This window comes from Moraxella sp. CTOTU47915, from assembly GCF_031986685.1.
In the GTDB taxonomy this organism is placed as follows: Bacteria; Pseudomonadota; Gammaproteobacteria; order Pseudomonadales; family Moraxellaceae; genus Faucicola; species Faucicola tetraodonis.
Genome location: NZ_DAMAAE010000007.1, coordinates 128,906 through 154,450, shown reverse-complemented (window position 1 = coordinate 154,450; position 25,545 = coordinate 128,906). Strand labels below are relative to the sequence as shown.

At 45.2% G+C, this 25,545-nt stretch carries 22 protein-coding genes; 8 read left to right on the top strand and 14 right to left on the bottom strand.

The window, feature by feature from the left end:
- Positions 1-176 precede the first annotated feature (176 nt).
- Positions 177-587 carry a hypothetical protein gene (locus RTL34_RS07650; protein ID WP_062331967.1) on the top strand — a complete coding sequence of 137 codons (411 nt, stop codon included), beginning with the start codon at positions 177-179 and terminating at the stop codon, positions 585-587.
- A 217-nt stretch (positions 588-804) separates the two neighbouring features.
- A complete protein-coding gene (locus RTL34_RS07645) occupies positions 805-1,704 on the top strand; it encodes an alpha/beta hydrolase family protein (RefSeq protein WP_312115927.1) in 900 nt (299 codons plus the stop codon).
- A gap of 110 nt (positions 1,705-1,814) precedes the next feature.
- Here RTL34_RS07645 and RTL34_RS07640 read toward each other — a convergent pair whose 3' ends face one another.
- From RTL34_RS07640 to RTL34_RS07620, 5 genes are all read right to left on the bottom strand, one after another.
- Positions 1,815-2,546: an RluA family pseudouridine synthase gene (locus tag RTL34_RS07640; RefSeq protein ID WP_312115926.1), complete on the bottom strand. Its 732-nt coding sequence runs from the start codon at positions 2,544-2,546 to the stop codon at positions 1,815-1,817.
- 147 nt (positions 2,547-2,693) lie between these two features.
- Positions 2,694-4,019, bottom strand: coding sequence for a glutamate-1-semialdehyde 2,1-aminomutase (hemL, locus tag RTL34_RS07635; protein ID WP_312115924.1), 1,326 nt, complete (start codon positions 4,017-4,019; stop codon positions 2,694-2,696).
- Between the two features lie 79 nt (positions 4,020-4,098).
- On the bottom strand, positions 4,099-4,248 hold the full coding sequence (locus RTL34_RS07630) for a hypothetical protein (protein WP_312115921.1): 150 nt from the start codon (positions 4,246-4,248) through the stop codon (positions 4,099-4,101).
- Between the two features lie 115 nt (positions 4,249-4,363).
- Positions 4,364-5,290 carry a polyphosphate kinase 2 gene (ppk2, locus tag RTL34_RS07625; protein WP_409455449.1) on the bottom strand — a complete coding sequence of 309 codons (927 nt, stop codon included), beginning with the start codon at positions 5,288-5,290 and terminating at the stop codon, positions 4,364-4,366.
- Between the two features lie 612 nt (positions 5,291-5,902).
- On the bottom strand, positions 5,903-6,214 hold the full coding sequence (locus RTL34_RS07620; protein ID WP_159676953.1) for a YqfO family protein: 312 nt from the start codon (positions 6,212-6,214) through the stop codon (positions 5,903-5,905).
- Between the two features lie 187 nt (positions 6,215-6,401).
- On the opposite strand from RTL34_RS07620, the gene RTL34_RS07615 reads away from it, so the two are divergent.
- Both RTL34_RS07615 and RTL34_RS07610 read left to right on the top strand, forming a co-directional pair.
- Entirely contained in the window at positions 6,402-6,836 is a 435-nt protein-coding gene (locus RTL34_RS07615) for a YeeE/YedE family protein (RefSeq protein ID WP_312115918.1), read from the top strand.
- 23 nt (positions 6,837-6,859) lie between these two features.
- Complete coding sequence (locus tag RTL34_RS07610; protein ID WP_099808490.1) at positions 6,860-7,288, top strand: DUF6691 family protein; 429 nt, start codon at positions 6,860-6,862, stop codon at positions 7,286-7,288.
- On the opposite strand, the gene RTL34_RS07605 is transcribed toward RTL34_RS07610, so the two are convergent.
- On the bottom strand, positions 7,285-7,947 hold the full coding sequence (locus tag RTL34_RS07605) for a TetR/AcrR family transcriptional regulator (protein WP_312115914.1): 663 nt from the start codon (positions 7,945-7,947) through the stop codon (positions 7,285-7,287). The genes RTL34_RS07610 and RTL34_RS07605 overlap by 4 nt on opposite strands.
- Before the next feature lie 273 nt (positions 7,948-8,220).
- On the opposite strand from RTL34_RS07605, the gene RTL34_RS07600 reads away from it, so the two are divergent.
- Together RTL34_RS07600 and RTL34_RS07595 are read left to right on the top strand one after the other, a co-directional pair.
- Positions 8,221-9,948 (top strand): GMC oxidoreductase, encoded by a 1,728-nt coding sequence (locus RTL34_RS07600; protein WP_312115912.1) that lies wholly within the window; start codon positions 8,221-8,223, stop codon positions 9,946-9,948.
- Positions 9,949-9,994: 46 nt separating this feature from the next.
- Positions 9,995-11,437, top strand: a complete 1,443-nt coding sequence (locus tag RTL34_RS07595; RefSeq protein WP_312115910.1) for a coniferyl aldehyde dehydrogenase — start codon at positions 9,995-9,997, stop codon at positions 11,435-11,437.
- Positions 11,438-11,576: 139 nt separating this feature from the next.
- On the opposite strand, the gene RTL34_RS07590 is transcribed toward RTL34_RS07595, so the two are convergent.
- On the bottom strand, positions 11,577-12,821 hold the full coding sequence (locus RTL34_RS07590; RefSeq protein WP_312115908.1) for an oxygenase MpaB family protein: 1,245 nt from the start codon (positions 12,819-12,821) through the stop codon (positions 11,577-11,579).
- A gap of 341 nt (positions 12,822-13,162) precedes the next feature.
- On the opposite strand from RTL34_RS07590, the gene RTL34_RS07585 reads away from it, so the two are divergent.
- Positions 13,163-14,815: an MFS transporter gene (locus tag RTL34_RS07585; protein ID WP_312115906.1), complete on the top strand. Its 1,653-nt coding sequence runs from the start codon at positions 13,163-13,165 to the stop codon at positions 14,813-14,815.
- Between the two features lie 144 nt (positions 14,816-14,959).
- Entirely contained in the window at positions 14,960-16,072 is a 1,113-nt protein-coding gene (locus tag RTL34_RS07580) for an HlyD family secretion protein (RefSeq protein ID WP_312115904.1), read from the top strand.
- A 39-nt stretch (positions 16,073-16,111) separates the two neighbouring features.
- Here RTL34_RS07580 and RTL34_RS07575 read toward each other — a convergent pair whose 3' ends face one another.
- From RTL34_RS07575 to RTL34_RS07545, 7 genes are all read right to left on the bottom strand, one after another.
- The gene (locus RTL34_RS07575) at positions 16,112-17,947 is read right to left on the bottom strand and encodes a 3-hydroxyacyl-CoA dehydrogenase (protein WP_312115902.1); all 1,836 of its coding nucleotides are present in this window, start codon (positions 17,945-17,947) and stop codon (positions 16,112-16,114) included.
- A 155-nt stretch (positions 17,948-18,102) separates the two neighbouring features.
- Entirely contained in the window at positions 18,103-18,738 is a 636-nt protein-coding gene (locus RTL34_RS07570; protein ID WP_076775230.1) for a DUF1269 domain-containing protein, read from the bottom strand.
- A gap of 37 nt (positions 18,739-18,775) precedes the next feature.
- Positions 18,776-19,930 (bottom strand): catalase family protein, encoded by a 1,155-nt coding sequence (locus RTL34_RS07565; protein ID WP_312115898.1) that lies wholly within the window; start codon positions 19,928-19,930, stop codon positions 18,776-18,778.
- An 82-nt stretch (positions 19,931-20,012) separates the two neighbouring features.
- Positions 20,013-21,602, bottom strand: coding sequence for a Dyp-type peroxidase (locus RTL34_RS07560; protein WP_312115895.1), 1,590 nt, complete (start codon positions 21,600-21,602; stop codon positions 20,013-20,015).
- A gap of 214 nt (positions 21,603-21,816) precedes the next feature.
- A complete protein-coding gene (locus RTL34_RS07555) occupies positions 21,817-22,386 on the bottom strand; it encodes a hypothetical protein (protein ID WP_309593098.1) in 570 nt (189 codons plus the stop codon).
- Between the two features lie 586 nt (positions 22,387-22,972).
- Positions 22,973-24,181, bottom strand: coding sequence for an FMNH2-dependent alkanesulfonate monooxygenase (gene ssuD / locus RTL34_RS07550; protein ID WP_312115892.1), 1,209 nt, complete (start codon positions 24,179-24,181; stop codon positions 22,973-22,975).
- 391 nt (positions 24,182-24,572) lie between these two features.
- Positions 24,573-25,499, bottom strand: a complete 927-nt coding sequence (locus RTL34_RS07545) for a CysB family HTH-type transcriptional regulator (RefSeq protein WP_312115890.1) — start codon at positions 25,497-25,499, stop codon at positions 24,573-24,575.
- Positions 25,500-25,545: the final 46 nt, after the last annotated feature.

Genomic DNA, 25,545 nt, shown 5'->3' with positions numbered 1-25,545 from the left:
TTATATCAATAATGGATTCGTTTAATGCCAGCATACTTTTTGAAACACCACCAACTTGTTAGGTACAACCTGTCAGTCAACCCCAGTTATTTGGTTATCTAGTTGCCTAATTATTTATTTAGTTAGTTAGCTAGTTACCTCGTTAATAGTGGCTTGCTGCCAGTTAGGAACCTGCTATGAAACTATTAAATACGATTGCGTCAGCCGTAACCTTGATGGTTGCAACGACGACTTGCAGCTTTGCCGCTACCGAAATTGATGAAAAAGATTTTGGTCCAACCTATGGCTCCATGGTCGCTGATACCATTGTAGGTAAGCCATTGGGTGCATTGGCAGTGGTGGGCGGCGTGGTGACGGCGATTGCCAGTATGCCATTTACCATCTATAACGATGAAATCGATCAGGTAGAACGCAAGCTGATTCTTGAGCCACTGGCGGCACTCGATCGCTGCTTGGGCTGTACCCCTGCTGAAGACCAATATTTTCGCTCACAGCGCCCTAATAATAACCAAGTGCGCGTCACCGTTGATGGACCTTCTGAGATTTTAATCGACACCAACCAAAAAGTTGTTGTGAAAACCCCTTAGTTTTTTCGTCAACGATTTAAGCAAGCAATTGGCCGCCGCTGATTGCTTTTTTTATGACTGTTATGTTCATGATAACTTTTTTGCACCGATAAATTGTTTGCTATAGTCGCTTTTAAACGAGTCTGCTCATCATTTGTCAAAATTTGGCTTACTGCTCGTATAAAAAGCGCTCGTATAAGCTTGTATAAAAAGTTGATTACCAAGGAAGATAACCGTCATGTCAAATCTAACGCTAAAAACACCGTCAGCCTTAGCCTCACACCCTACGCAGCAAACCATTCAAATAGCCACCAAACACCCTGCCACACTGGCGGCGACGGTGTTTCGTCCTGATACGGTTAAAGCAGCAGTGATGATTGCGCCCGCAACAGGTATCAAACGCCAGTTTTATCAAAATTTTGCGCAGTATTTGATGGAGCATGGCTATGGCGTCATTAGCTATGACAATGAAGATATTGGCGAGTCGATGCAAGGCGACCTCAAGCACTCTAATGCCTCATTGATTAGTTGGGGGCGCTACGATATGACTGCGGTGCTTGATAGGCTGATTCAAGAGTTTCCCAATACCACCTATCATCTGGTCGGTCATAGCGCAGGCGGTCTATTATTTGGTTTGATGCCCAATCATCACAAGTTCACATCCGTGTTTAACGTTGCCTGTTCGTCTGGGCAAATCCGTAATATGGCGATGCCCTATCGTGCCAAAGCCATGTGGTTTATGGATGTATTTATTCCCGTGTCCAATGTGTTGTTTGGCTACACCCAATCAAGCAAGATTGGCATGGGCGAAGACTTGCCCAAAAATGTCGCCAAACAGTGCCGAGATTGGTGCAATGGCGCAGGCTATATCAAAACCGCTTTTGGTAAAACAGTGAAAACCCACTATTACAATGAGGTTAACTTGCCTGCTATGTGGGTGAATGCCCCAGATGATGATATCGCCAATGATAAGAATGTCGCCGATATGATTCGGGTGTTTCCCAACATGCAAGCCACCACCAAAACACTACAGCCCAAAGATTATGGCTTACAGCATATCGGTCATATGAAGTTTTTTAGCCGACAAAACCAGCTACTTTGGCAGCAAACCCTTGATTGGTTGCACCAACATGGGTAATTAAACAAGGGGCATGGTGATTATGCCCCTTGTTTGATGCTAACAGTAGGATGAAAACAGCACGCTAAACCCTATCAATTTAAAAGATAGATTGCTAAAAACCCACACAGTTAAAACGGCACGGGGCTTTCCCATTCCATCCATACACCCGTATTGGGATGTTTTAAGCGTAATTTGCGTGCATGTAAGCAAAGCCTAGGCGATAAATCAAACGCTTGACCGTCTAATACATCTTGCGCGTAGATGGGGTCGCCAAGCATCACATGTCCGATATGCAGCATATGCACGCGTAGTTGATGACTGCGCCCTGTGACAGGATACAAGGCAACACGGCTCACCGCCTTACCCTCACGCAGTTCGTGGTGCAAGGTTTCATATTTCGTATAGGCGCGTTTATCCCAATTCATATCAACGATATGCTTGGGTTTTTGTGGTGGGTCGTAGCGCACGGGCACATCGATTTCGCCTTGCTGCGGCGGCGTTCCCCAGACCAGCGCTTGGTATTCTTTGCTCGGAATACGGTCGATAAATTGTTTACTGATATGGCTTTGCGCTTCGCTGTGGCGCGCAAAAATAATAATGCCTGAGGTGTCCATATCAAGTCTGTGAATAAGTTTGACGTTGGGGTCGGCTTTGAGCAAACGAGATTGCAAGCTTACTTTGAGTTCTTTACCATCCACGGATAACAGCCCGTGCGGTTTGTCGATGACCCAAATGTCGTCATCACGATACAAGGTAACAGCTTTGGCAAAGTCGTCAAAGAATGACTGCGGCTGCTGACTTTCTTCAAGATTACGCTGTGCAATGGATGCTGGGGTTAACGCTTGGGGGAGTTGTCGCATGGGTGGTTTTTATTCTCTAAAATTTATTTGATTGAAAATCGATAGTCTTTAAATCACTATTTGCGCTCTGACCTTTGGCAAACTTCACCAAAGGTAACCGTCCAAACGCAATTGAAAATCCTTTGGCAGATTTTTTATGTGCAACTGTTATGCTTTCGCCATTATCGCAAAGACTTCTTTTGCCGCTTGCAAGGTCGCATCCAAGTCTTCTTGCGAATGCTCACTACTTATAAAGGCTGCCTCAAAGGCGGATGGCGCAAGATACACACCGCGATCGAGCATACCGTGGAAGAAGGTCGCAAATTTTTGCGCATCGCATTGACACACCTCTTCAAAGTTTTGTGGTAATCGGTTGTCAAAAGCGCCATCAGTAAAGAACATCCCAAACATACCACCACAGCGCGTGGTTTTAAAGCCAATACCCGCCTCCTTCGCCAACTGTTCAAGATTATCAGTCAAGTAAACGACTTTTTCGCTTAATGCGTCATAAAAACCCTCAGCCGTGAGCAAATCAAACATAGCAATACCGGCACGCATTGCCAATGGATTGCCCGATAAGGTGCCTGCTTGATACACACCGCCTAACGGCGCGATACACTCCATAATCTCACGTTTACCACCAAACGCCCCAACTGGCAGACCTGCACCGATGATTTTACCAAACGTAGTTAAGTCTGGCGTGATACCAAAATGGGCTTGCGCTGACTGTAAGCCAACCCGGAAGCCTGTCATCACTTCATCAAAAATTAGTACCGCGCCATGCGCGGTACACTCGGCACGCAAAGTATCGTGAAATTCTTGCGTGGGTACAATCATGTTCATGTTGCCGGCGATAGGCTCGACAATCACACAAGCGATGTCATTGCCAAATTGCGCAAAGCAGTCTTTGATGGCTTGCGGGTCGTTGTAACGAATCGTGAGGGTGTGCTTGGCAAAATCAGCAGGCACGCCTTTTGAGCTGGGTTCACCGATATCTAACATGCCCGAACCCGCTTTGACCAGTAGACTGTCGCTATGACCATGATAACAGCCTTCGAATTTGACAATTTTGTCACGCCCTGTATAGCCACGTGCTAGCCGAATGGCGGACATGGTGGCTTCAGTGCCTGAGCTGGTCATACGGATTAATTCAACACTGGGAATCAATTCACAGATTTTGTCAGCCACCGTGGTCTCAAACGTGGTGGGGGCGCCAAAGCTTAACCCGTCATCTGCCGCATTTTTGACCGCTTCGATAATATGGGGGTGGGCATGACCCAAAATCATCGGTCCCCATGAGCCTACATAATCTATGTAGGGTTTGCCTTCGGTATCATACATTTTGCTGCCACGGGCACGGCTGATAAAGACAGGTGTACCCCCCACGCCTGCAAACGCCCGCACAGGTGAATTGACGCCACCAGGGATATGGGCTTTGGCTTGTTTAAACAGTAATTGGTTGGTTGTCGTGTTATTTGAGTTATTTGAATTCATGGGGCTCTCAGCTAGATAAATTTTTGCCTATTTTAACAAAATTCGGGGGTATTGAATACGCTTGCCGTCTATCTTGAATTTAGCTGGCTTGAATTTGGCTGGCTTGAATTTGGCTGGCTTGACTTTGGCTGACGAAAAATAGGCGATTGTCGATAAAAAAATGTGGTTTTGGCTTTTTTGATATGTCCCCACCTTTTGGCAGTAATGGTTTGGCAGCAATAGTAGTCACCTACTTGCTGCTATCTTTAACGCTAAAAACCCCAATGCCATGCACTGGGGTTGTTGTGTTGTTGTGTTGTTGTGTTGTTGTTTTGCGGTTTTTGACCCATTATTTTACTGGGCAATTATTTGTGGGCTTTAAACGAGATATTGGGTACTGCCAATTCGTTATATTCGCCTTTTTCATATAAAGCCCCGGCACGACCCACAATCAATGGGTCAACTGTCCCCACGACTTTAGTATCTTTATTGTCGTAAGCTAGTTTGCTTAATACATAGCGCATCGCATTCAAACGCGCGCGTTTTTTATCGGTGGACTTGATGACAATCCAAGGCGATTCTGCACTGTCGGTGTTAAAGAACATGGTTTCTTTGGCAAGGGTGTAATCATCCCATTTGTCGAGTGACGCTTTATCAATGGGTGAGAGTTTCCATTGTTTGAGCGGATGCGCTTCACGCTCGGCAAAACGGCGGCGCTGCTCTTCACGACTGACTGAGAACCAAAATTTGATTAAATGAATACCTGAGCTAATCAGATGTTTTTCAAACTCTGGGACTTGGCGCATAAAGTCATTGTATTGTTCTTCGGTACAAAAACCCATGACACGCTCGACGCCAGCACGGTTATACCATGAACGGTCAAATAGCACGATTTCGCCTTTGGTCGGTAGGTGCTGGACATAACGCTGGAAGTACCATTGACCCGCTTCTTGCTCGGTGGGTTTTTCAAGGGCGACGACTTTGGCACCGCGCGGGTTTAAGTGTTCCATAAAGCGTTTGATGGTACCGCCTTTACCTGCGGCATCACGACCTTCAAAGATGATGACGATTTTTTGCCCGCTATCTTTGACCCATTTTTGCAGTTTTAATAGTTCAACTTGTAGCTCGTATTTTTGGGCTTCATAGTTTTGGCGTGACATACGGTTTTTGTAGGGATAACCGCCTTCACGCCAGTTGTCCGCCAATTCGTCGTCTTTGTTGATTTTGCTTTGCCCGCTAGTGGTTTGGCTGCCAAATAGTTTTTTGACTTCGTTGATTTCATCGTTGGACATACCATTGATCAGCGCTTGCAAGTGCTCTGCCATTTTCTCGACATTGCCTGTGGTCAGGTCTTTATCCATGATGCTTTCGATGGCGCGTTTTTTGGCATTGGCTTTTTCACTTACCCCTGCTTGCTGCGACTGCTCAAGCAACACTGTAGGGTCGGTCTCATAAGGCTGGTCAATACGCTCGGTCGCTGGTGTTTTAGTACTGCGGCGCGCTGGGGTCTTGGTAGCTGGGGTCTTGGCAGCTGGGGTCTTGGCAGCTGGGGTCTTGGCAGCTGGGGTCTTGGTAGGCTGCGACTTTTGGGGCTTCGCTTTATCCGTTTTGGCATTGTCAGTTTTGCTACTGTCAGTTTTGGCGCTATTTACCGCTGTGCTATTGGGGGAATTTGCCATGTCTTACTCCTTAAATTCAATGGTCGGCTGATGGGTTAAAGTAAAGTGTAACAAATTATTTACTATTGACTATAGACCATTTAAAACCAAGCCACAATCGCTTTTTGCCCTATATTCTGGTCATACTTTTCACTTGTCGTCGAGCCAAAAAAGGCGTTTAATAACCTTAGGCATGTAAGTAGATAGGTAAGCGAATCAGTCATCGGGTGAGGCTAAACTGGATGACTAAATATCTTCAAGCTTTAGCACATCATAAGCGGGGGTTTCATACGGGTGTGCCTGTTTTAAGGCTTGCACTACCGCTTTGATGCGCTCATCTGCAACCACCATCTCGACTCGCCATTCTTCGATTGTTTGTAATTGATTGGTCGTACCAATAAAGGCTTGATTGCCTGCCAATGGCATAAACTGTCCTGTGCCCAACACCTGCCAACAGCAATACTGATAATTGCCAATCTGCCCTGCCCCTGCGTCAAACAAGGCTTGCTTTACAGCGTCTAGATAGTCGGTCGGTATGTATGTGGTGAGTTTATACATGATTGGTTTTTTCATCCCTGTCATTATTAGGTACTTGCCTTAATCTAGCATAGTTTTTTTGCAAAAAGCGCGTTGTCGACGGTTTTTCGTTGATTATTCCCGCGTTTTAAAAAAATTTACCCTTAAACGCGCTATATATTATACAATATTGTATAATATATATTATTGTGAAATGCTTAGGTGGCGTATGTTGTTATTTTCTATTGCAGATTATAGTCATCCAATGGTGGGTGGTATGTTGATTGGGCTCTCTGCAGTTATGCTTTGGTGGAGTATTGCCAAGATTGCTGGCATCAGTGGCATTGTCGCCAGTCTTTGGCAGCCAAACTCACCCGATTTTGCTTGGCAATTGGCGTTTTTTGTGGGCTTGCTGGTATCGCCTTGGGTGGTTGGTGGGTTGTTTGGTTTGCCAACCATCACGGTATCATCATCGCCTTGGCTGTATGTCATCGCAGGGTTATTGGTCGGTGTGGGTACGCGGATGGGCTCAGGGTGTACCAGTGGTCATGGTATCTGTGGCAATGCACGTTTTTCACCGCGCTCACTGCTGGCCACCATTACCTTTATGTCCGCAGGGTTTGTAACGGTGTTTATCGGTCGTCATTTGTTGACATTGATTTAATTGAGACGTTAGGGGCATATATCATGCGAAAAGAAATTGTGTTATTAATCAGTGCTATCTGTGGGTTGGTTTTTGGTACGGGTTTGATTGTCAGTGATATGGCAAACCCAAAAACCGTGCAAAGCTTTCTTGACCTAGCAGGCGATTGGAATCCTGCGTTGATGTTTGTGATGGTTGGCGCGCTCATTGTCGCGACCATCGGTTTTAACTTAAGTCGCTTAAAAAAGACCAGTCTATCGGGTGCACCGTTCCCACCGATTCGCCGCGGTATTGACAAGCGCTTGGCGATTGGGTCGATGATATTTGGGGTTGGTTGGGGCATCGCTGGTATCTGCCCTGCCCCTGCGGTGGTACTCATGGGCATGGGCATTTGGCAAGGGGTGGTGTTTTTTGTCGCGATGCTAGTGGGTATGGGGATGGTGATAGCGTTTGATAAAACCCAATCAGATTAGTCATCAGCAGGGTGAAATAACCGATAAAACCCACCCGCCATGAGCCAGCTTGCTAGTTGCTGTGGCGTTTCTGTTTGCCCTTGCCGCACCCAATGAATATAGGTGTGATACAGCATTCCTGAGGCAAATACCAGATTGTACTCCCCGCTTTTATCCTGATGTGGCGCTGTCGTAGCTTGGCAAGTCAATGACTGCTTTTTGCGGTATTCGACAAAAATTTTGCTATTAAGGAGGGTGTCTAAAATCAGCCCTTCAAAGCCTTGGTTGAGCAAAATCTTGGTCGATAACTCAAACTTGCTCAAATAGTCAAACACGCGTACCAAAAATGCATAAAACTCGGACTCGCTTGCCGCTGTCAAGTCGATAAAAGGAAAATCATGCTCAATCTGCGCCAAATAGTCTTTGAGTAACGCAAGTTTGCTATCGTAATTGCGGTAATAGCCCATGCGACTCACGCCCGCCTTTTGGGTCAGCTCGGTGACACTAATATCAGCAAATGGGGTGGATTCCATAAATTTGAGCAGCGCTATGGCGAGCGAACGTCTGACCACAATGTTGGCATTGCCCATAATATGCGCCTGCTGTCCAAAATCACTCAAACTCGACTCAATACTCGTACCCGTGGGCGATGGAAGCGGGGTGAAGGTTGGCTTTGGCACGCGTTAATCCTTTCAACTTAATCCTTTCAACTCAGGCCTTTACTTAATTTATCAAAACAAAACAAACCCAAATGTCACAGTTGCAGCAGCCTGCTGAAAAATTAGTATACCCTAATCAGGTAGCTGGTTGAACAGTTTAGCGCTAAACCGCTGTTATACAAAAACAGATACAGCCAAAAAGCCACTGCAAAGTAGCCCGCGGCAGGTCAGCTATAAGGACAACTATTAAAGATAACTATTTAATTAAGTTAAGGACGATAAGGAAAGCGATACATGGAAGGTCAATCATTTGATACGGATTTTTTGGTCATAGGCTCAGGCTTTGGCGGTAGCGTCTCGGCGATGCGACTGACCGAAAAAGGCTATCGCGTGATTATCGCGGAGCAAGGCAAGCATATATCCCCCGAGACGATGCCCAAAACCGTGCGCGATATCAAGCAATTTTTGTGGTTGCCTGCGCTCAAGTACAAAGGTTTTTTTTCGCTTCAGCTATTTAAGCATGTCATGGTGCTGCATGGTAACGCGGTGGGCGGTGGCTCAATCACTTATGCCAACACCTTATTACAACCAGAAGACAAAATTTGGCAACAAGGTAGCTGGGCAGGGCTTCACGACTGGGAAGCGGTGATGCCACAGCATTATGAGACCGCCAAACGGATGCTAGGGGTGAGCCAAAACAAAAAAATCGGCAACGCCGATTTGATGCTACAAAAAATGGCAAACCTAAGTGGCGTGGGCGATAGTTTTTATCTTACCGATGTGGGCGCCTACTTTAGTGAACATGACAAGTATGCTCATCACCCTGTCAATGGTGACCCGTATTTTGGCGGCGCAGGTCCTAAGCGCAGTCCCTGTATAGGCTGTGGTGGCTGTATGGTTGGCTGCCGTTATGGGGCGAAAAATACCCTAGATAAAAACTACCTGTATTTTGCGCAAAAAAATGGCGCTACCCTGCTCGCTGAAACCAAAGTCACGGATATAGTACCGATAGCTGATGCTAGCAAATCGCCAAGCGACCCTGCCTATCAAAACGGCTCGCAAGGCTATCGGGTGACGCTGCAATCAGCGGATAAAGGGGAGTATCAAATCACTACCCAACAGATTGTACTGTCAGCCGCCAGCCTCGGTAGCCAAAAACTGCTGTTTGAGCAGCGCCATAAAGGCAATATGCCCCATATTTCCCCTTATCTTGGCAAGCGCATCTATACCAATGCTGAATCTTTGCTAGGCGTGCGATTTTTGGATGAGCAACATGGCGCCATGAGCGATGGCGTGGCTATCGGCTCTGGGATTTATTTGGGCGATGGCACACACATTGAGGCGACGCGTTATCCTGAAGGTTTTAATATTGCCTCCTTTTTGGCGACGTTAAGCAATTATAAAAACGGCAAAAAAATGTCGCTACTGGTTTGGTTATGGTGTTTTATAACGCAGTTTATCGTCAAGCCCCGTCAGGCGTGGCGTGCATTTCGACCGCATAATATGGCAAAACAAAGCCTTATTTTGCTATGTATGCAAAGCACGCCGTATGCGCTTGAAATGCGCTATCAAAAAAGCCCGTGGTGGCGCGCTTGGTTGGGTAGTCGCTACCAGATGCAAACCTATGGGCCTGCCATCCCCGCCTTTATCCCAGAAGCGAGCGCGTTTGCCGAGCAGATGGCAACCCAAATGGGAGGAATCGGTTATGGCGTGTTGTCGGAAGTATTTTTGAACATCCCAACCACCGCACATTGTATGGGTGGGATTTCGCTGGGCAATTCTGCAGCAGATGGCGTGGTCGATAAGTACCACCGATTGTTTAATTATCAAGGGTTTTATGTCTGCGATGGCGGCAATATCTCGACCAACTTGGGCGTTAACCCAAGTCTCACCATAACGGCGTTGACAGAGCATGCCATGAGCCATATTCCGCACAAAGCAACCCAGTTACTGCATGGTGCGGATACCACGAGGCAAAACGTGACGCTGGTTCAAAAAGATGCTAGCAAGATACCGGCTTAACTGCTATGTTGAGTTAAAATTTAACTAAATGATTGGGATAATACACATGACACCTCAAGACAACTCAGATGCAACTAATTCGGATGCAACTATCAATGCCATGCAGCAGCAGTTTGACATCATGCGAACGGCTAGCCGCCAAGACCAATATGTCGATTGGTCAATTCGTAGTGCGCGGCTAAAAAAATTAGAACAGCTGGTGATGGACAACCAAAGCGAGATTATCACCGCTATTCATGCCGACTTTGGACAGCGCCCAGCGGCTGAAACCACCATGCTTGAACTGTTCCCAACGCTTGAAGCGATTCGTTATACACAAAAGCACGGCAAGGCTTGGTCTGCCAAACAGCCCGTCAAAACTGGGATTTGGTTTTTGCCCGCTCGTAGCTATATCCAGCCGCAGCCGTTAGGGCTCGTAGGCATTATTGCACCTTGGAACTATCCGTTGTATTTGGTAATTGCCCCACTGGCGGCCGCATTGGTGGCAGGCAATCGTGCGATGCTCAAAGTCTCAGAAGCGTCACCGAACTTTGAGCGGTGGCTGGCTGATGCGTTACCCAAATACTTTGCCGCAGACGAAGTGACCTTGATTACAGGGGATATCGAAGTCGCACAAGCCTTTAGCCAATTACCGTTTGACCATCTGTTTTTTACCGGCTCTACCGCAGTGGGCAAACATATCATGAAAGCCGCTGCACACAATTTGACCCCTGTCACCCTTGAGCTGGGCGGCAAGTCCCCTGTGGTGGTGACGCCGAGCGCTAATTTGGCAAAAACTGTCAACCGCGTATGGACAGGCAAAACCATGAACGCAGGGCAAACCTGTATTGCGCCTGATTATGTGTTAATACAGGCGGATAAAAAACCCGCCTTTATCGAACAATCAACCGCATGGCTTGACGCCCACTACCCCAATCTTGCAGACAACCCTGACTATAGCTTTATCATCAACCCCAAACAAGCCAGCCGCGTGCAAGGTTATCTCGATGAAGCCAAAAAGCGCGGTGCCACCCTCATTCCACTGACCGATTATGAAGTGAATATCGACACTGGATTTTTCCCACCGATAATTGTCACCGATTTACCCAGCGATGCTAAATTGCTGACAGAGGAGATTTTTGCCCCTGTATTACCACTGGTGTCCTACCAAGACTTGACGCAAGCGGTGGCGTATGTGAATGAGCGTGACCGCCCACTGGCGCTGTATGTGTTTGGCGAGGACAAAGCCGACACCGACTACGTGCTCGCGCATACGGTGAGTGGCGGCGCGTGTATTAACGAAACTATTTTTCACATTGCCCAGCAAAATCTGCCGTTTGGCGGTGTCGGGGCATCGGGGATGGGGCGTTACCACGGCAAATATAGCTTTGATACTTTCTCTCATCCAAAAGCGGTGTTTAAACAAAGTCACCTTAACTTCGCGCATTTGCTCCAACCACCGTATGGCAAGACCTTTTGGAACATGATGAAGGTGATTTTAAAAGCCTAGTGATTGCAATGCTTAGAGAAGCTTGTATGGATAACATTGCCTAGATAACCCAGCATAGACGACCTTGCCTAGATAACCTTTACTGTCGCTCTTGTAAATTAGTAACGTCGTATGTGCTAGTTGATTGGTATGTGCTAGCTCATTGGTAATAGTTGTCGTGCTTTTTGAGCCACCAGTTCATATTATCTTGGCGTTTGGCGCGAAATTGTTCCAATCTTTTGGCAATAGCCGCATTGTGCGCTCGTGCGGTATCAAGCCCAAATAGAATCGGCACACTGACAAGCACGCCATAGCGCCATTTTGGGCTAGGCAGTCCCAAGCCATCGCCAATATCATCACCCACTAAAGTCCGGGTAACACTGGCATTGACCCGCTCAACCAGCTGTCCACGTCTGTTATCCTCACCCATAATTTGCGAGGGTAAATCATGCAGCGCTTTAGCGAGCGGTTTACCAAATTCAAAATCTAATTGCTGGGTTGCCAAATAGCTATAAAGCCATGCCCACGCCTCGGTTTCATCTTCAGGAATGCGCGCCCGCTCAATTCCCATCCACCAACTTGCCAGTTGCCATAAGTGCATAATGCCTTGTGACTCTTCGGCGCTGATTCTTGCCCCCAGTAATTTTAGTCCGCGCATAATGAGTAGTGAAAACTGCAAGTGGGTTGCCACCATATCGGTTTGGTTAATGGGTACCCCCCAGTAGTCACTGTCCCAATCATGACTGCATAAGTGTTGTCTTACCAGACCGTGTATCTGACGCACTTGCAGACTTTGTCGCCAGCCTTCTGTGCCAATTGCCAATGGGGGTTGCTGGTTGCGGCTAATCGCTGGATACTCAGACACTGCCAAAATATATGCATAGGTTCGCATGAGCCTAGGCAGTGCATCATGCACTAACGCCCCTGTTTTGATGAGTGGCAATGACAGCGCAGGGATACTATACCCTGCCATTAGCGCGACATTACGCAGTAACCAAATCAGCATCAACGGATAGCGTCGATAGGCAATTGCGCCAATCTCGGCAAGCTTGGCATCATACCAGCTCGGATATTGGCAAAACTGCTGATACAGCGCCTCAAACGCGGGCTGTTGCAATAACGCTTTGGCTGCCGATACATTACCCGTTTGCGCTATCCCTTGCTCATGCAAAATCAATTGCTGCAGAGGTTTGGCAAATTTGATACCGCTGGATAACAGCGTATCGACAGGCTGATCTGCGATACCGTACCCCTGCTGCATCTGTTGCAATAAATCCTTTGGCACCTCAAAATCACGGGGCAATAAAAATCGTTTGATACGCTGCAACACTTGTAAATCAGCATGGTGGTCAATGTCAGTATTGCGCCCCAGTGTCGGCAAATCGGTTTGATAAAGCGGGTTCATAGCAGTGATAAATCAGTAATGAATGAATAGATAGCCTAGCGCATTTTGGCAACTAAAAAACACCTATGCAGCAAAAAAATCGAATTTTTTTGTTTAAAAATGTTAGACCTCAATCGACTGGGTGTATTTACTGGATGAATTTTACCGTAGCTTGCCTGATGGGTTTCAATGACCAGTGAGATAATGATTGATTGGATAATGAAGGCTTGGGTAATGATGACTAGCATAGCGTTAGTCCATGTCACATTTATCGAACTATTTTGTCGCTGACGCTAAGCCTATTTTTGATTACACTATAGCCAACATCTCTTGTCTTAACAGTATCAAAATCGAGCTACCCTTTGAAATCACCTAGAATCTTAGAAACACCACCCAATTGGACCGAGGATGAAAAACCCGCGTTACCCGGTTCACCGCCGAGTATTGCTCACTCTCGATCAAAAAGCATATTGTACTTTGTCATCGGTGTTTTTATTGCAATTTGTGGCGGCTTGGGCAATGGCATTATTACCGCCAATTTACCGCAAATCCAAGGCGAATATGCACTGACACCCTCACAAGTGGCTTGGATACCTGCTGTGTATGTGATGGCAAATGTCAGCGCCAACCTGCTGCTGTTTAAAGCGCGTCAACAATTTGGGTTACGCTGGTTTTCTGAAATATCCCTGCTGATGTTCATGCTGGTGATGTTTATTCATATATTTGTGCAAAACTATCCGATGGCTTTACTGGTCAGGGCGATGGGAGGCTTTGTCGCGGCGCCGTTATCCTCACTCGGGCTTTATTATGTGATGCAAGCCTTTAGCAGTCAGTATCGCCTGCAAGGTTTGTATATTGGTTTTGGGGTCAGTGCGCTGGCGATTCCGTTGGCTTGGATAATCTCCCCTTATTTGGTCAATGTGAACGACTGGACTCGGCTTTATACCTTTGAGTTTGGTTTGGCGCTGTGTTGTTTTGCGATGGTGGTCGCCGTAAAGCTACCAAGAAGTTTACGTATCGAAGTGTATGAAAAGAAAGACATTCTCACCTTTTTGTTATTGGCGCCCGGTTTTGGGTTGCTGTGTGGGGTGTTGGTACAAGGGTCGATTTTGTGGTGGGAAAACTCACCGTTATTGGCGTATATGCTCATTGGTGCTTTGGCGCTGTTGATGTCAGGCTTTTTCTTTGAGCATTACCGCAAAAATCCCTTGATTATGACCCGCTGGCTGGGGAGTTTTGCGTTATTGCGTTTTGTGGTCGGCGCTTTTTTATTGCGTTTGATTATGTCTGAGCAAAGTTATGCGGTGGTGAATTTTTTAAAATCCCAAAGTCTCATGTCCGACCAGTTTGTGGGTTTTTATACGGTCATATTTTTTGGTATGTTGGCAGGTTTGATAGTCAGCGCCCTGACCTTTTCACGCGATCATTTGATTCCGCCGATGGTGGTGGCGACTTTGCTCGTAGCGGTTGCCAGTGTGTATGATGCCAATATGCTCACCAGTGACGTGCGACCCCAAAATTTTTATCTCAGTCAATTTGCAGTCGCGTTTGCAGGCTCACTGTTTATGGGTCCATTGGTATTGATGGGATTTGGGCTGACGCTGCGACAAAGCGTTAATCATGTCATCACCTTTATCATATTGTTTGGTGCGACCCAAAACTTTGGCGGGCTGGTAGGCTCGGCTTTTTATAGCACCCTGCAACAGCAGCGCACCCAGTATCATAAACAAAGTATTTTACAGCAAATGCAATCGACAGATGCCACAGTAACCCAGCGGCTTCAACAATACCAAGCAGGGTTTAAACCCGTCATCACCGACAACAATTTATCGCAGCAACAAGCCCAACAATCCCTCAACCAAATTGTTACGCGAGAAGCGCAGATTAAAGCGTATGGCGATATCATTACTGTGAACAGTTACATTGCCACGTTTTTATTTGCTTGGGGTATGATTAATATCGCCCGCAAAAAATACATTGAAAATCGGCAAAAAGTAGCAATTAAGCAAACATAGACTGGATATGCTAGAGAGTCTAACAAGGCGACCTAATTAGATAACTGTTTTTAGATAAGTGTTTTTTTAAATAACAGTTTAATGATAAATTGAATGACCAATAAAATTTAATCATCAATAAAATGCTTACGGAAAACCCAACTCATGAGTAGTGAAGCAAAAACCCAAAATGATGCGCCAGCTGATGACAGCGATGACAAACCCGCACAGGCGCCTGAAAAGATTATTAAGCCTAGGCCGCTTACCTTAATTATCATGTTGGTGGTTTTTTTGCTCGGTGTTGGGGTGATTTTATGGGCATGGCATTTGGGTCCGTTTAATACGCCACTGCAACAAACCGAAAACAGTTATGTCAAAGGCAATATCACCCTATTGTCGGCACAAATTAATGGTTATATCGAAAAAGTCTACGTCAGTGATTTTGAGGACGTCAAACAAGGTCAGCCGTTAGTTAAAGTCAGCAGTGCTAACTACTCACAGCAAGTAGTACAAGCCGAGTCAGGACTGGAACAAGCGACCACCAATTTAGCCAACCAACAACAAATCATCGAGCAGCGCAAAGCCGATGTCAAAGCCGCGCAGGCAAAAGTAGCACAAGTTAAAACCCAGTTAGAATTGTCTATCCAACAGCTTAAACGACTTGAATCCTTGGTCGGCGTTGGCGCAGTGTCACAAAATGAAGTCGATACTGCCAAAGCGGCAGTAAAAAACAATGAAGCACTGTTGAGCCAAGCAATCGCCAGTGTCGATGTCGCCCGCGAAGGTCAAAAAACCGCGGAAGTGACAAAGATTGGTTTGGTGGCACAGATTAAAAGCGCCAATGCACAGCTAAATCAAGCCAATACCAACCAAGAATATGGCTTAATCACCGCCCCGACCTCAGGAAAATTAGGGCAAATCAATATCCGCACCGGTCAGCTGGTGACACAAGGCACACAGTTGGTTTACCTCATTCCAAAATCGATGTGGGTCATTGCCAATTTTAAAGAAACCCAAATTGATAAAATGAAAATCGGGCAAAAAGCGTGGTTTACTGTCGATGCCCTAGGCAAACAAAAATTTACGGGGGTAGTCAAAAGCATCTCCCCCGCAACAGGGTCAGAATTTAGTGTCATTAAAACCGACAATGCCACCGGGAATTTTACCAAAGTGGTACAGCGCATTTCTGTACGCATCGACATCGATGGCAACCAAAGTCGTCTGAATGAATTGATGCCAGGCATGTCGGTAGTGGCAACAGTAGATACGTCAAGTTAGCAAATTAACCCTTTTTTATTCTCCTTGGTCAAACGCAGTTTAGTGAATTAAGCTTAAAAAATCTTTCGCTAAATAAGCTGGGTTAGGATATTGATAGAACCCTTCACCCGTGGCTTCACCCAGTTTGTTAGTATCGACCAGTTCTGCTTTGAGCTTTGCAGCGGGCTGCTGCAAAGAAGGGTCCATTTTTGCCAGTTCATTAAAGATGTTGTAGTTGGTTTTCATGCCATTTTTATCCAAAATCGCCATCGGTCCAAAGGGTGAACCCGTGGCTATCATCCACGTTTTATCAATAGTTGCGGCATCGGCAACGCCGTTTGCCCACAGTTTTAACCCCGCTACCAACAACGGAATCAATAAGCTATCAAGCACATAGCCCGATTGTTCTTTTTTCACCGCTATCGGCAACATAGCAATGGCTTTGGCAAATTCGATGACGTCAGCATAGACTTGTGGGTCGCAGCTTGGGGCCGCCATCAACTCCACCGTATTACGGATATGGATATGATTGGCAAAATGCAGCATCAAGAATTTTTCTGGACGGTTAGTAAAGGTCGATAACACGCTTGGCAATAACGTCGATGAGTTACTGGCAAACACGGTTTTGGCAGGGGCAGCAGCTGAGGCTTTTTGATAAAAATCTTGTTTGATATCTAAGCTTTCTGGCACCGCTTCAATCAATAGGTCTGCATCTTTTAACGCCTCATTTAAGTCCGTAGTGTAAGCTAAATTTTTGCTAGCTGCTGCCACTTGGGCATCGGTTTCACCTAGGTCATGCTGATGCTGATTGGCAAGGTCGGTAAAGCGGGTTTTCGCCTTAGCAATCGCGTCATCGTTAATGTCATAGATAGTCACGTTAAACCCATGAAACGCACATTGCACCGCAATTTGGTTGCCCAATACGCCACTGCCTGCCACGGTAATATTTTTATAGGGTACTTTGGGTAAATCCGCTTTGGGTGGCTTTAAAAAGTCAGGATTTTTAAAGGCGGGATTGGGGTATTGATAAAATCCTTCACCCGTGGGCACGCCCAGTTTATGTTGCTCGATATACTCTTTTTTGAGCATATCAACGACCGCTTGGTCCTGTTGTTTGCCCTTAGCCACAGCAAGCTTGTAAATATTGTAAGGGGTAGTCAGCCCCAGCATATCATAAAAAGCAAATGGTCCCATCGGCGAGCCTGTGCCAAGCATCCAAGTTTTGTCGATGGTTTGAGTGTCAGCAATGCCTTGGATATACAGCTGCATCCCTGCATTTAACCAAGGATTGAGTAGTGAATTTAGTACATAGCCCGAGGTTTCTTTGTTGACGATAATAGGCACCATGCCGATTTGTTTGGCAAACGCGGTCACCGCATCAAATACGTTAGGGTCAGTATCAGCATGCGACATAATTTCGGCAAGATTGCGCTTCCAAATCTCATTGGCAAAATGCATCATTAAAAACTTAGCAGGACGGTCGGTAAATTTGACCAAATCACTGGGCAACATGGTAGATGAGTTACTGACAAATACGGTTTTCTCGGGTGCGGCTGCTGAGGCTTTGCTATAAAAATCTTTTTTGATGGCGACATCTTCGGGCACCGCTTCAATCAACAAATCGGCGTCTTTTAAGGCGGCGCTTAAGTCTGAGCTATAACGCAAGTTTTGCTCAGCGTATTTGGCTTGTTCGCTTGTTTCGCCCAAATCAGCCTGATGACGTTTGGCGATATCGGCAAATTTGGTTTTGGCTTTATTGAGCACCTCGTCATTGATATCATAGACAACAACTTTAAAACCATGAAACGCCGCTTGTACGGCGATTTGATAGCCCAAAACACCACTGCCTGCGACTGTTATGTTTTTAAAGTTAGAAAGGTTATTCGATTCTGACATACTATGCTCCTAGCGTTAATGAGCAAATACGCGATTTCATAATTGATGATTAAGGTAAATTATTTTTAATATTATCGTATTTGCTGTCGACTATTTTTAATTAGATTGAAAGGTAAAAAAACCGTTAGTATGTTCAAACACTAACGGTTTTTGATTTATTTATGGAGATTGAGTTTTTCACCCAATTGATGAAATTTTTGGTTCATTTCATCACGAAATGCGTCCAATTTTGACGAATGGTCAGCTTTGCGTTGTTCACGCCATACTTGTTGCAAGTGTTTAACCGACTGGTCATGTGCTTCTTTGGCTGCGATTATTTCACTTTGTACATGAGCCACATCGAAGCGTTGACTATGGGTGTTATACTGCGCGAAAAAGTCGTTGAGTGGTTGCTCGTTTTGCTCTTGAACCAACGTTAAAATCGCCACTTCACCGTCTTTAAGATTTTGGGCAACGTATTCAAGTAACGATGATTGACCAAAAGATACTGCCGCACCGACATCACTACCGAGTACCATACCCAGTGAACCACCAATTAACAGGCCTGCAGGTCCGCCCAATACGCCAAGCAACGCACCCAACAGACCACCCATAACTGCCCCACCACTGATTTGTTCGCCTTGGTCTAGGCTATCGACCGTTGTGATCACACTGTTTTCTTTCTTAATGAGTAACGCTTGCACAATCAAGGTTTCAGCGTTGCTTTTGTAAGCTTTTAGCTCGGTAAAGGCTTTGTAGGCTTCAGTTGATACATCAAAAATAGTGACTAAAATATTTTGTTGTGCTTTCATGTCTGTTATCCTTATTTTTCTAATTAGGTTTTTTTAATTAAAGGTTATAAAAATCTTTATCAAACGCTTCTTTTAGATTGGTTGGCTCGACACGTTTTTTATTGTTTAAGCTATGGCGAGTAGTGGAAGCGGTTTGATAAGCTCGAAGACGCGCATGTTGTAAGTTACCAATCGGACGATTGGCTTCAATACAACGAAATGGCGTGAATGATAAATTTTCCATCACCTCAAAGTTACCGTCATCTGGCACATCTTGGCAAGGGATGGTGAGTTTTGCCACTGTCACAAATGGCGCATCTTTTTCATCCCATTCTTTGGTCAAATCATTGATGGGTTGGTCTTTTAAGTTACGGCACAACTGGATTTGCACATCAAACTCATAATCATGCTCACGGATTTCTTGTAAAATCAAAGGACGAATCGCCTCGCTAGTAGCGTTGACATCTAGGTCACGGCGTTTGATTTTGGCTTGTGACGCTTTGGTCGGCGCCACACGGATTTTTGCCATATAGTCGCCATGACGCACCGCCCCTTGTGAGTAAAAACTGTATAACAAGGTATTTTGCGGTTTGATGGTTTTAAATTTACTAAAAGCCCTAAAAGTCTTGAGGGATTCTTTGGATGGCAGTTTTTTGCCATATTGGGTAACCCAGTCAAAAGCAAATTTGGCCTGACCTTTTGCGCCTTTGGCAAAATAATCATTTAATTGTAAAAATAGCCGTGAAATATAACTATAGTCTTGAATGGTGTTACAAAAGAAAATAGGAAAATTAATCAAATTGTAGTCAAAGTTTGGGCTATCTGGCTCATCTGGCAGTAATTTTTCGCCTTTGACACCAAAGACTTTAATCGCCAACCCTTGAGAAAGCCCCAACTTGTTGTCGGCAGCCACACGAGATGAGCCATTAGAAAAACGAATCACCGCTTCATGGCGAGCGGGTTTGGCATAGATACCTTGGGCATATTCTTTGGGCAGTTTTGGTAAAATCTCAAAGTTGGCTTTTAACGCACAGTAGCCTTTGGCATGGGCATCTCGTGTGTGATAGTTGATTTTGCTAACCGTGTCTGATTTGCCGATATAGTCACGAATATCTGCGGTGATTTGGTCGATGGCTTTTTCATCGTCACTAGTAAGCTGGTCGATGGCTGGGTCAAACTTGGCATAACGACGACCGAATAATTTATTTAACATGATGATTGTCCTTTGTTATTTTCATTATTTTATAAGGTTAGCGCTACTAAAAACGCCTAACCTTTTTTTATTTAGTTTTACTCTAATATGAATTTTCGTTAAGCTCACTAATCCATTTAAGTGCCGACAAGCTTGGTACAAAAAGATATTCGCCGCCTTGTAGGGTATTAAATTGCAAAATATTGGTATGACGCTTACGAATTGGCTCATCGGGTACGGTGAACACATCGCTATCAGCGTCACTACCTGCGTGTACGCCTAGCATTGGGTCACGTTCTTCCCCAAGGTTCATAAAGTTACCGTCATTAATCCATTGGCTTTGCAAAAACTCAAGCGTGTCCATGGCATGCGCGTTGATACCGATAAAAAATAAACCCCGCTCTTGACCGTCGTCTTGGGTCACGTTGGGCGGCACGATATCGCCATACGAAACGCTACGGCGGATGATACGGTGAAGACGTACATCGCTTAGAATAAAGTCTTTGGTATTGCGTGGGTTCATACGGCGAGCATGGGCACCAAATGGGCAGCCTTTGCCATAGGGATCGTCCGTGTAGTCAAATTTATTGTTTGCTACATTGTCTTTGCCGAGGGCTTCATCATCGTGATCTGGGCTTAGGGTGATGGGGGCACCCGAACGCCAGCGACCAAACATTTTTGCCCCCAATTTATCGGCTTTAGCTGGGTCATTGTCGCTTTGTTCTAGGCAATAGCGGTGAAAGTCAGCCACATTACTGCGGTATTTTCGCAGTACCATAAACGAACCGTTTTTTCCCAATACTTCAGGCTGTGGCATGGGGGGTACCACGCCCGCTTCACCTTTATAACCTAACACAAATTCACCCGCCGCAATCGGGCGTTCGGTGTTATTTTCAAGGCTGATACCACTGCCATCAACTTCTGGGTTACTGATACCATCGCGATAACCAAACACGTTTTTGACGTCACCCTCTGCGCCAAAATCATGTTCCACCAAGATTTCGATGGCGTTACGGCTGGCATCTAGATACGGGGCAAACGCCTGTTTAATTTCGGCAAGTTTGGCTTGCCATTTTTCTTGGCTATCGGCAATCACCGCGCCGCAAATATGAATATCGCCTTTATCACCAAATGGCGCAAGCCAGTTGCTAGGGTCATTATCGCCTTTGTCACCCAAGATATTGGAGCGACCTGCCATACCTGTTTTGAAATTTTCTGGGAAAGAATCAAGCGAGCTTTGCGGTAAGCCTAAGGCTTTTAGCCCCTCATACGTCATCACAATGGTCAAATTGGCATCCATATCTTTTTGGAAATTTTTTGAGCCTGTGACGTTTGGTAATACCGATTTTAGTAATTCACGACCCGCGTTGCTGTCATTGACTTTTAGCGCGACAAGCGTGCCATAGTAAGGTGCAGGGCGGTCATGCAAAATGATGGCTTGAATATCCTCAAGTTCCATCGTGGCGATATTGGGATAGATAGCGTTCGTTGCCCGTGTGGTGACGCTGTGCAGCTGCGTGCTGATTTTTTGTCTGGCTTCATGTACCCGTTCTTTGACACTGCCTTTTTCAGCGGATGTATCGCTGTGTTCAAGTTTGTCTTTAACGGCCTCTATGCCATGCTCGATACCATCTTGTAGATGGGTTTTTAATTTGCCAAGTAGGCTTTCATTCGCTGGGTTGTCGTTATTCATGGTCGTTCCTAGCAGGGAATTTTAAAAATTTGATGCTAAGAACCTGTTCACCATACACCACGCTAAATATCGTTTATGGTAAAAATCACGCAACAAATGGCTTTTGTATCTAAAATTTGACATAAAGCTTGCTCATTTATAGTACGCTTAGACTAATACCCTTATAATAGTATGCTGATAAACGTGATATAGTGAAGACAGGTTCTAAGCGGGATTATTGGGCTTGTTCAATGGCTTTATTGATGCCACGCACGATTTTGTCATTACGCGCAATATCACGAACCGTCAGATGAGGCACACCCACATACCAACCGGTAGCGGTAATCTGATGGTCAAGGATAAATTGCTTAACCGTCGGGCTTTTAATCCCAGGCCAACCCTCTACATTGCCAAAAATCAAGTCCATGAGTTCTGGAATTTTGGTAGCAAAGTCATTAATGTAAGCATCCCAATCGCCATCATAGGCGGTACAAAACAGTAGCTTGGTGTCATTGTCTAAAAACACCAACCGCAAATCATGCAAGGTGCCTACATTGGTCGCCCCTGCAAGATTGCCTTTGGTGATTTCTAAAATTCGCTTGATACGAGCTGCCCCATCTTTGGTTAAGGGAGCGATGGCGGTGAGTTCAGACACTTTGCCTGATTTTAAGCCCTTTTCACCGGCACTGGTGACAGAATGGTCATAGCCATCATCACCGCCCTCTTTGAAGTTTGCCATGAGCATTTGTGCTTTCAATGCCACATCGTCTAATAAAGAAAGTTTTTCGTTGTTTTCAGTTGTCATGTTTTATTGCCCTTATAGTTAGTTGATCATTAAGTAAAGTGCTTGATTTAAATTTATTTATCCCATTGTTTTATTATTTAAGATTTAAATCTTTTTCATTATATAAGCCGTAAAAAGTAAAAAGCGCTAAATTAACTTTTATCACCCATAAAATTACAAAACTAAACTATTGATTAAAAAATGACATACTAGAAACCATAAAACCGAAGCATTAATTTAAAAAATTCTCATTACAATCAATAGATTATTTAACTTTTAAATATAAAATCTGTGTAGAAAAATCACTTTTCCTGCTATGTGGGACCTCAAAAAATTTGGGACCTTGGACTTTGATGATTAACTTTAGCAAAGTAGCTTGCTGGTCTAATCTCACCCTATAACTGGCTACCACTTTTAAAAAAAGTCTATCAGTTAAAAGATTTATCAGTTAAAAGATGCTTATCATGGCTAGGGTACATTCCACTCACCCTGTCGGATGATAGATATAGATAGGTATAATAGGTAAAACCGAGGCGTAAAACGTGCCTTAGTTAGCACGTTTTATCACAAGCATTTAAGAGGCCTTTAATATGTATTTAAGATGAAGTTAAGAGGCGATGGCGTGTTTGGGTGTTTCAGTGGCAGGTGTTTTTGAGGCTGCCGTGTCACGGGTTTGTTGCGGGGGTGCATAGTTATTAGCGACAATTTCACCAAACGGCCCTGTCAAATTTGGCTTGACCAAGGTGTTTTGGGTGTCAATCGGTAATAATGGGAAAACCAATTCAGCAAAACGATACGCTTCTTCCAAGTGTGGATAGCCTGAAAAAATAAAGTTATCAATGCCCAAATCCGCATACTCTTGAATACGCGCGGCAACGGTTTGTGGGTCGCCCACCAGTGCCGTGCCTGCGCCGCCACGCACCAGTCCAATTCCTGCCCATAAGTTGGGCGAAATTTCTAAGTTATCACGGCGACCGCCATGCAAGGCTGCCATACGTTGTTGTCCCACCGAGTCCATTTGGGCAAATTTGGCTTGGGCGGCGGCAATAGTGTCATCATTGACATAACTCAATAATTCATCAGCGGCTTGCCAAGCGGCTTCATTGGTTTCACGCACAATCACGTGCAGACGAATCCCATAGCTTAATGTGCGACCTTTGGCAGCGGCTTTGGTTTTAAGCTGCTCAATCTTCTCTTTGACAGCGGCAGGCGGCTCACCCCAAGTCAAATAACTGTCAACTTGTTCGGCAGCCAGTGTTTGCGCCGCCTCAGATGAACCGCCAAACCACAACGGCGGATACGGCTGTTGTAAAGGGGGATATAGCAATTTGGCATCCTCGACTTGCAAGCGTTCACCGTTAAAAGTAAAGGATTCGCCTGTGTGCGAGCGAGTCAAAATCTCTCGCCAAATCGTGGTGTATTCACTGGCTGTCTGATAACGCGTCGCGTGGTCTTCAAAGATGCCATCGCCTTTAAGCTCTTGTTCATCACCGCCTGTCACCAGATTAAGCAGTAATCGACCATTTGATAATCGATCAAACGTGCCTGTCATACGAGCAGCAAGCGCGGGTGTCGTCACCCCAGGACGTAATGCCACCAAAAACTTTAAGCGAGTGGTCGCATCAATGAGACTAGCAGCGACCAGCCAAGGGTCTTCACATGAGCGACCCGTTGGAATCAACACGCCCTCATAGCCGAGGTTATCGGCTGCCACTGCAATTTGCTTCATATAGGTATGGTCAACGGTTCTTGCCCCTTTACTCGTGCCTAAATAACGACTGTCGCCATGTGTTGGTATAAACCAAAAAATTTTCATCGTAACACCTGCTTGTAAGCTCAAAAATTGATTAAGATAACTCGCCTTTTGTCATGGGCGGTTTATCAGTAGCCATAAGCTTAAAGCAAATATCGCTCAATAAAAAATAACAAAAACTGCTTTGGTTAGCACAAAAACTACTTAATAGTTTTGCTGCTAACCCTATCAATTTAATCGCTAAAGCAGTGACATCAAAAAAAACGCTTTACAGTTTTCACCACAAAGCGTTTTTATCGTCAAATGCATTGATATCAACACCAGATAAACAAGCCCAAATCTTAAAAATAGCACAGCAAGCGAGACAGCAAGCGAGACAGCAAGCGAGTTTAACGCGTATTACATCGAATGTAACAGACGATAAATTTGCAAACTTGCTTATCAGGATTTAGCGTTAGCTGCTAGGTTGTATGGCATCATGCATTGTTGTTTGGGTTAATGTGGGGTTACACAAGGCTAAAAACTGATAGCCAAATCCTCGTAAAAAATGCCCTTGTCGCACTGCTAGCAAGGTAGTATTTTGATGAAATAGTGGCTCGCAATTGAGTAATGTTAACTGGGTGTCTTTATTGGGATTGAACGCCATATCCGCGATAATACCAATGCCCATACCAAATTCCACATAAGTTTTTATCACATCAGAATCCAAGGCCGTCATCACGATATCAGGCTGTAATTCTGCTTTGGCGAACGCCTCATCAATCATCGTTCGCCCGGTATGACCACTAATGTAAGTGATAATCGGATAATGGACAATGTCGGCAAGCGTTACCTGTTCAAGCTGGGTTAGCGGATGGTTTGGCGGCACCACAATCGCATGATACCAGTGATAATAAGAAAAAGTCACAAGCTCGCTATAGCTTGACAAGGCTTCGGTGGCAATGCCAATATCCGCTCGTCCATCAAGTAGCATTGCCGCAATTTCTGGCGGTGCGGCTTGTAGCAATCGCAAATGCACCTTAGGAAAAAGCTGTTTAAACGCTTGCACAACGGGCGGCAAAATATAACGAGACTGGGTATGGGTGGCTGCGATGGTCAATTCGCCTTTATCTTGGCTGGTATATTGTTCAGCCAAGGTTTTGATATTATTGGCATCATGTAGCATCCGCTCTACAATCACCAACAATTCTTTACCCGGTTCGGTCAAACCTAATAGCCGTTTACCCTTACGCACAAACAGTCCTACCCCAAGCTCATCTTCTAAGTCTTTGATATGTTTGGACACACCCGATTGTGAGGTAAATAATGCATTGCCTACTTCCGTCAAGTTATAGTCACAGCGCACCGTTTCTCGAATAATACGAAGTTGTTGAAAGTTCATAGTCTGTTGCCCCAAATAATCCGATAATGAATAAAATTAGTGTAAG

Excerpts from the sequence above, each read along its gene's own strand:
- RTL34_RS07650 (WP_062331967.1), top strand. The coding sequence starts at position 177 with ATGAAACTATTAAATACGATTGCGTCAGCCGTAACCTTGATGGTTGCA.
- RTL34_RS07645 (WP_312115927.1), top strand. The coding sequence starts at position 805 with ATGTCAAATCTAACGCTAAAAACACCGTCAGCCTTAGCCTCACACCCT.
- RTL34_RS07640 (WP_312115926.1), bottom strand. The coding sequence starts at position 2,546 with ATGCGACAACTCCCCCAAGCGTTAACCCCAGCATCCATTGCACAGCGT.
- hemL (WP_312115924.1), bottom strand. The coding sequence starts at position 4,019 with ATGAATTCAAATAACTCAAATAACACGACAACCAACCAATTACTGTTT.
- ppk2 (WP_409455449.1), bottom strand. The coding sequence starts at position 5,290 with ATGTCCAACGATGAAATCAACGAAGTCAAAAAACTATTTGGCAGCCAA.
- RTL34_RS07620 (WP_159676953.1), bottom strand. The coding sequence starts at position 6,214 with ATGTATAAACTCACCACATACATACCGACCGACTATCTAGACGCTGTA.
- RTL34_RS07615 (WP_312115918.1), top strand. The coding sequence starts at position 6,402 with ATGTTGTTATTTTCTATTGCAGATTATAGTCATCCAATGGTGGGTGGT.
- RTL34_RS07610 (WP_099808490.1), top strand. The coding sequence starts at position 6,860 with ATGCGAAAAGAAATTGTGTTATTAATCAGTGCTATCTGTGGGTTGGTT.
- RTL34_RS07600 (WP_312115912.1), top strand. The coding sequence starts at position 8,221 with ATGGAAGGTCAATCATTTGATACGGATTTTTTGGTCATAGGCTCAGGC.
- RTL34_RS07595 (WP_312115910.1), top strand. The coding sequence starts at position 9,995 with ATGACACCTCAAGACAACTCAGATGCAACTAATTCGGATGCAACTATC.
- RTL34_RS07590 (WP_312115908.1), bottom strand. The coding sequence starts at position 12,821 with ATGAACCCGCTTTATCAAACCGATTTGCCGACACTGGGGCGCAATACT.
- RTL34_RS07580 (WP_312115904.1), top strand. The coding sequence starts at position 14,960 with ATGAGTAGTGAAGCAAAAACCCAAAATGATGCGCCAGCTGATGACAGC.
- RTL34_RS07575 (WP_312115902.1), bottom strand. The coding sequence starts at position 17,947 with ATGTCAGAATCGAATAACCTTTCTAACTTTAAAAACATAACAGTCGCA.
- RTL34_RS07570 (WP_076775230.1), bottom strand. The coding sequence starts at position 18,738 with ATGAAAGCACAACAAAATATTTTAGTCACTATTTTTGATGTATCAACT.
- RTL34_RS07565 (WP_312115898.1), bottom strand. The coding sequence starts at position 19,930 with ATGTTAAATAAATTATTCGGTCGTCGTTATGCCAAGTTTGACCCAGCC.
- RTL34_RS07560 (WP_312115895.1), bottom strand. The coding sequence starts at position 21,602 with ATGAATAACGACAACCCAGCGAATGAAAGCCTACTTGGCAAATTAAAA.
- RTL34_RS07555 (WP_309593098.1), bottom strand. The coding sequence starts at position 22,386 with ATGACAACTGAAAACAACGAAAAACTTTCTTTATTAGACGATGTGGCA.
- ssuD (WP_312115892.1), bottom strand. The coding sequence starts at position 24,181 with ATGAAAATTTTTTGGTTTATACCAACACATGGCGACAGTCGTTATTTA.
- RTL34_RS07545 (WP_312115890.1), bottom strand. The coding sequence starts at position 25,499 with ATGAACTTTCAACAACTTCGTATTATTCGAGAAACGGTGCGCTGTGAC.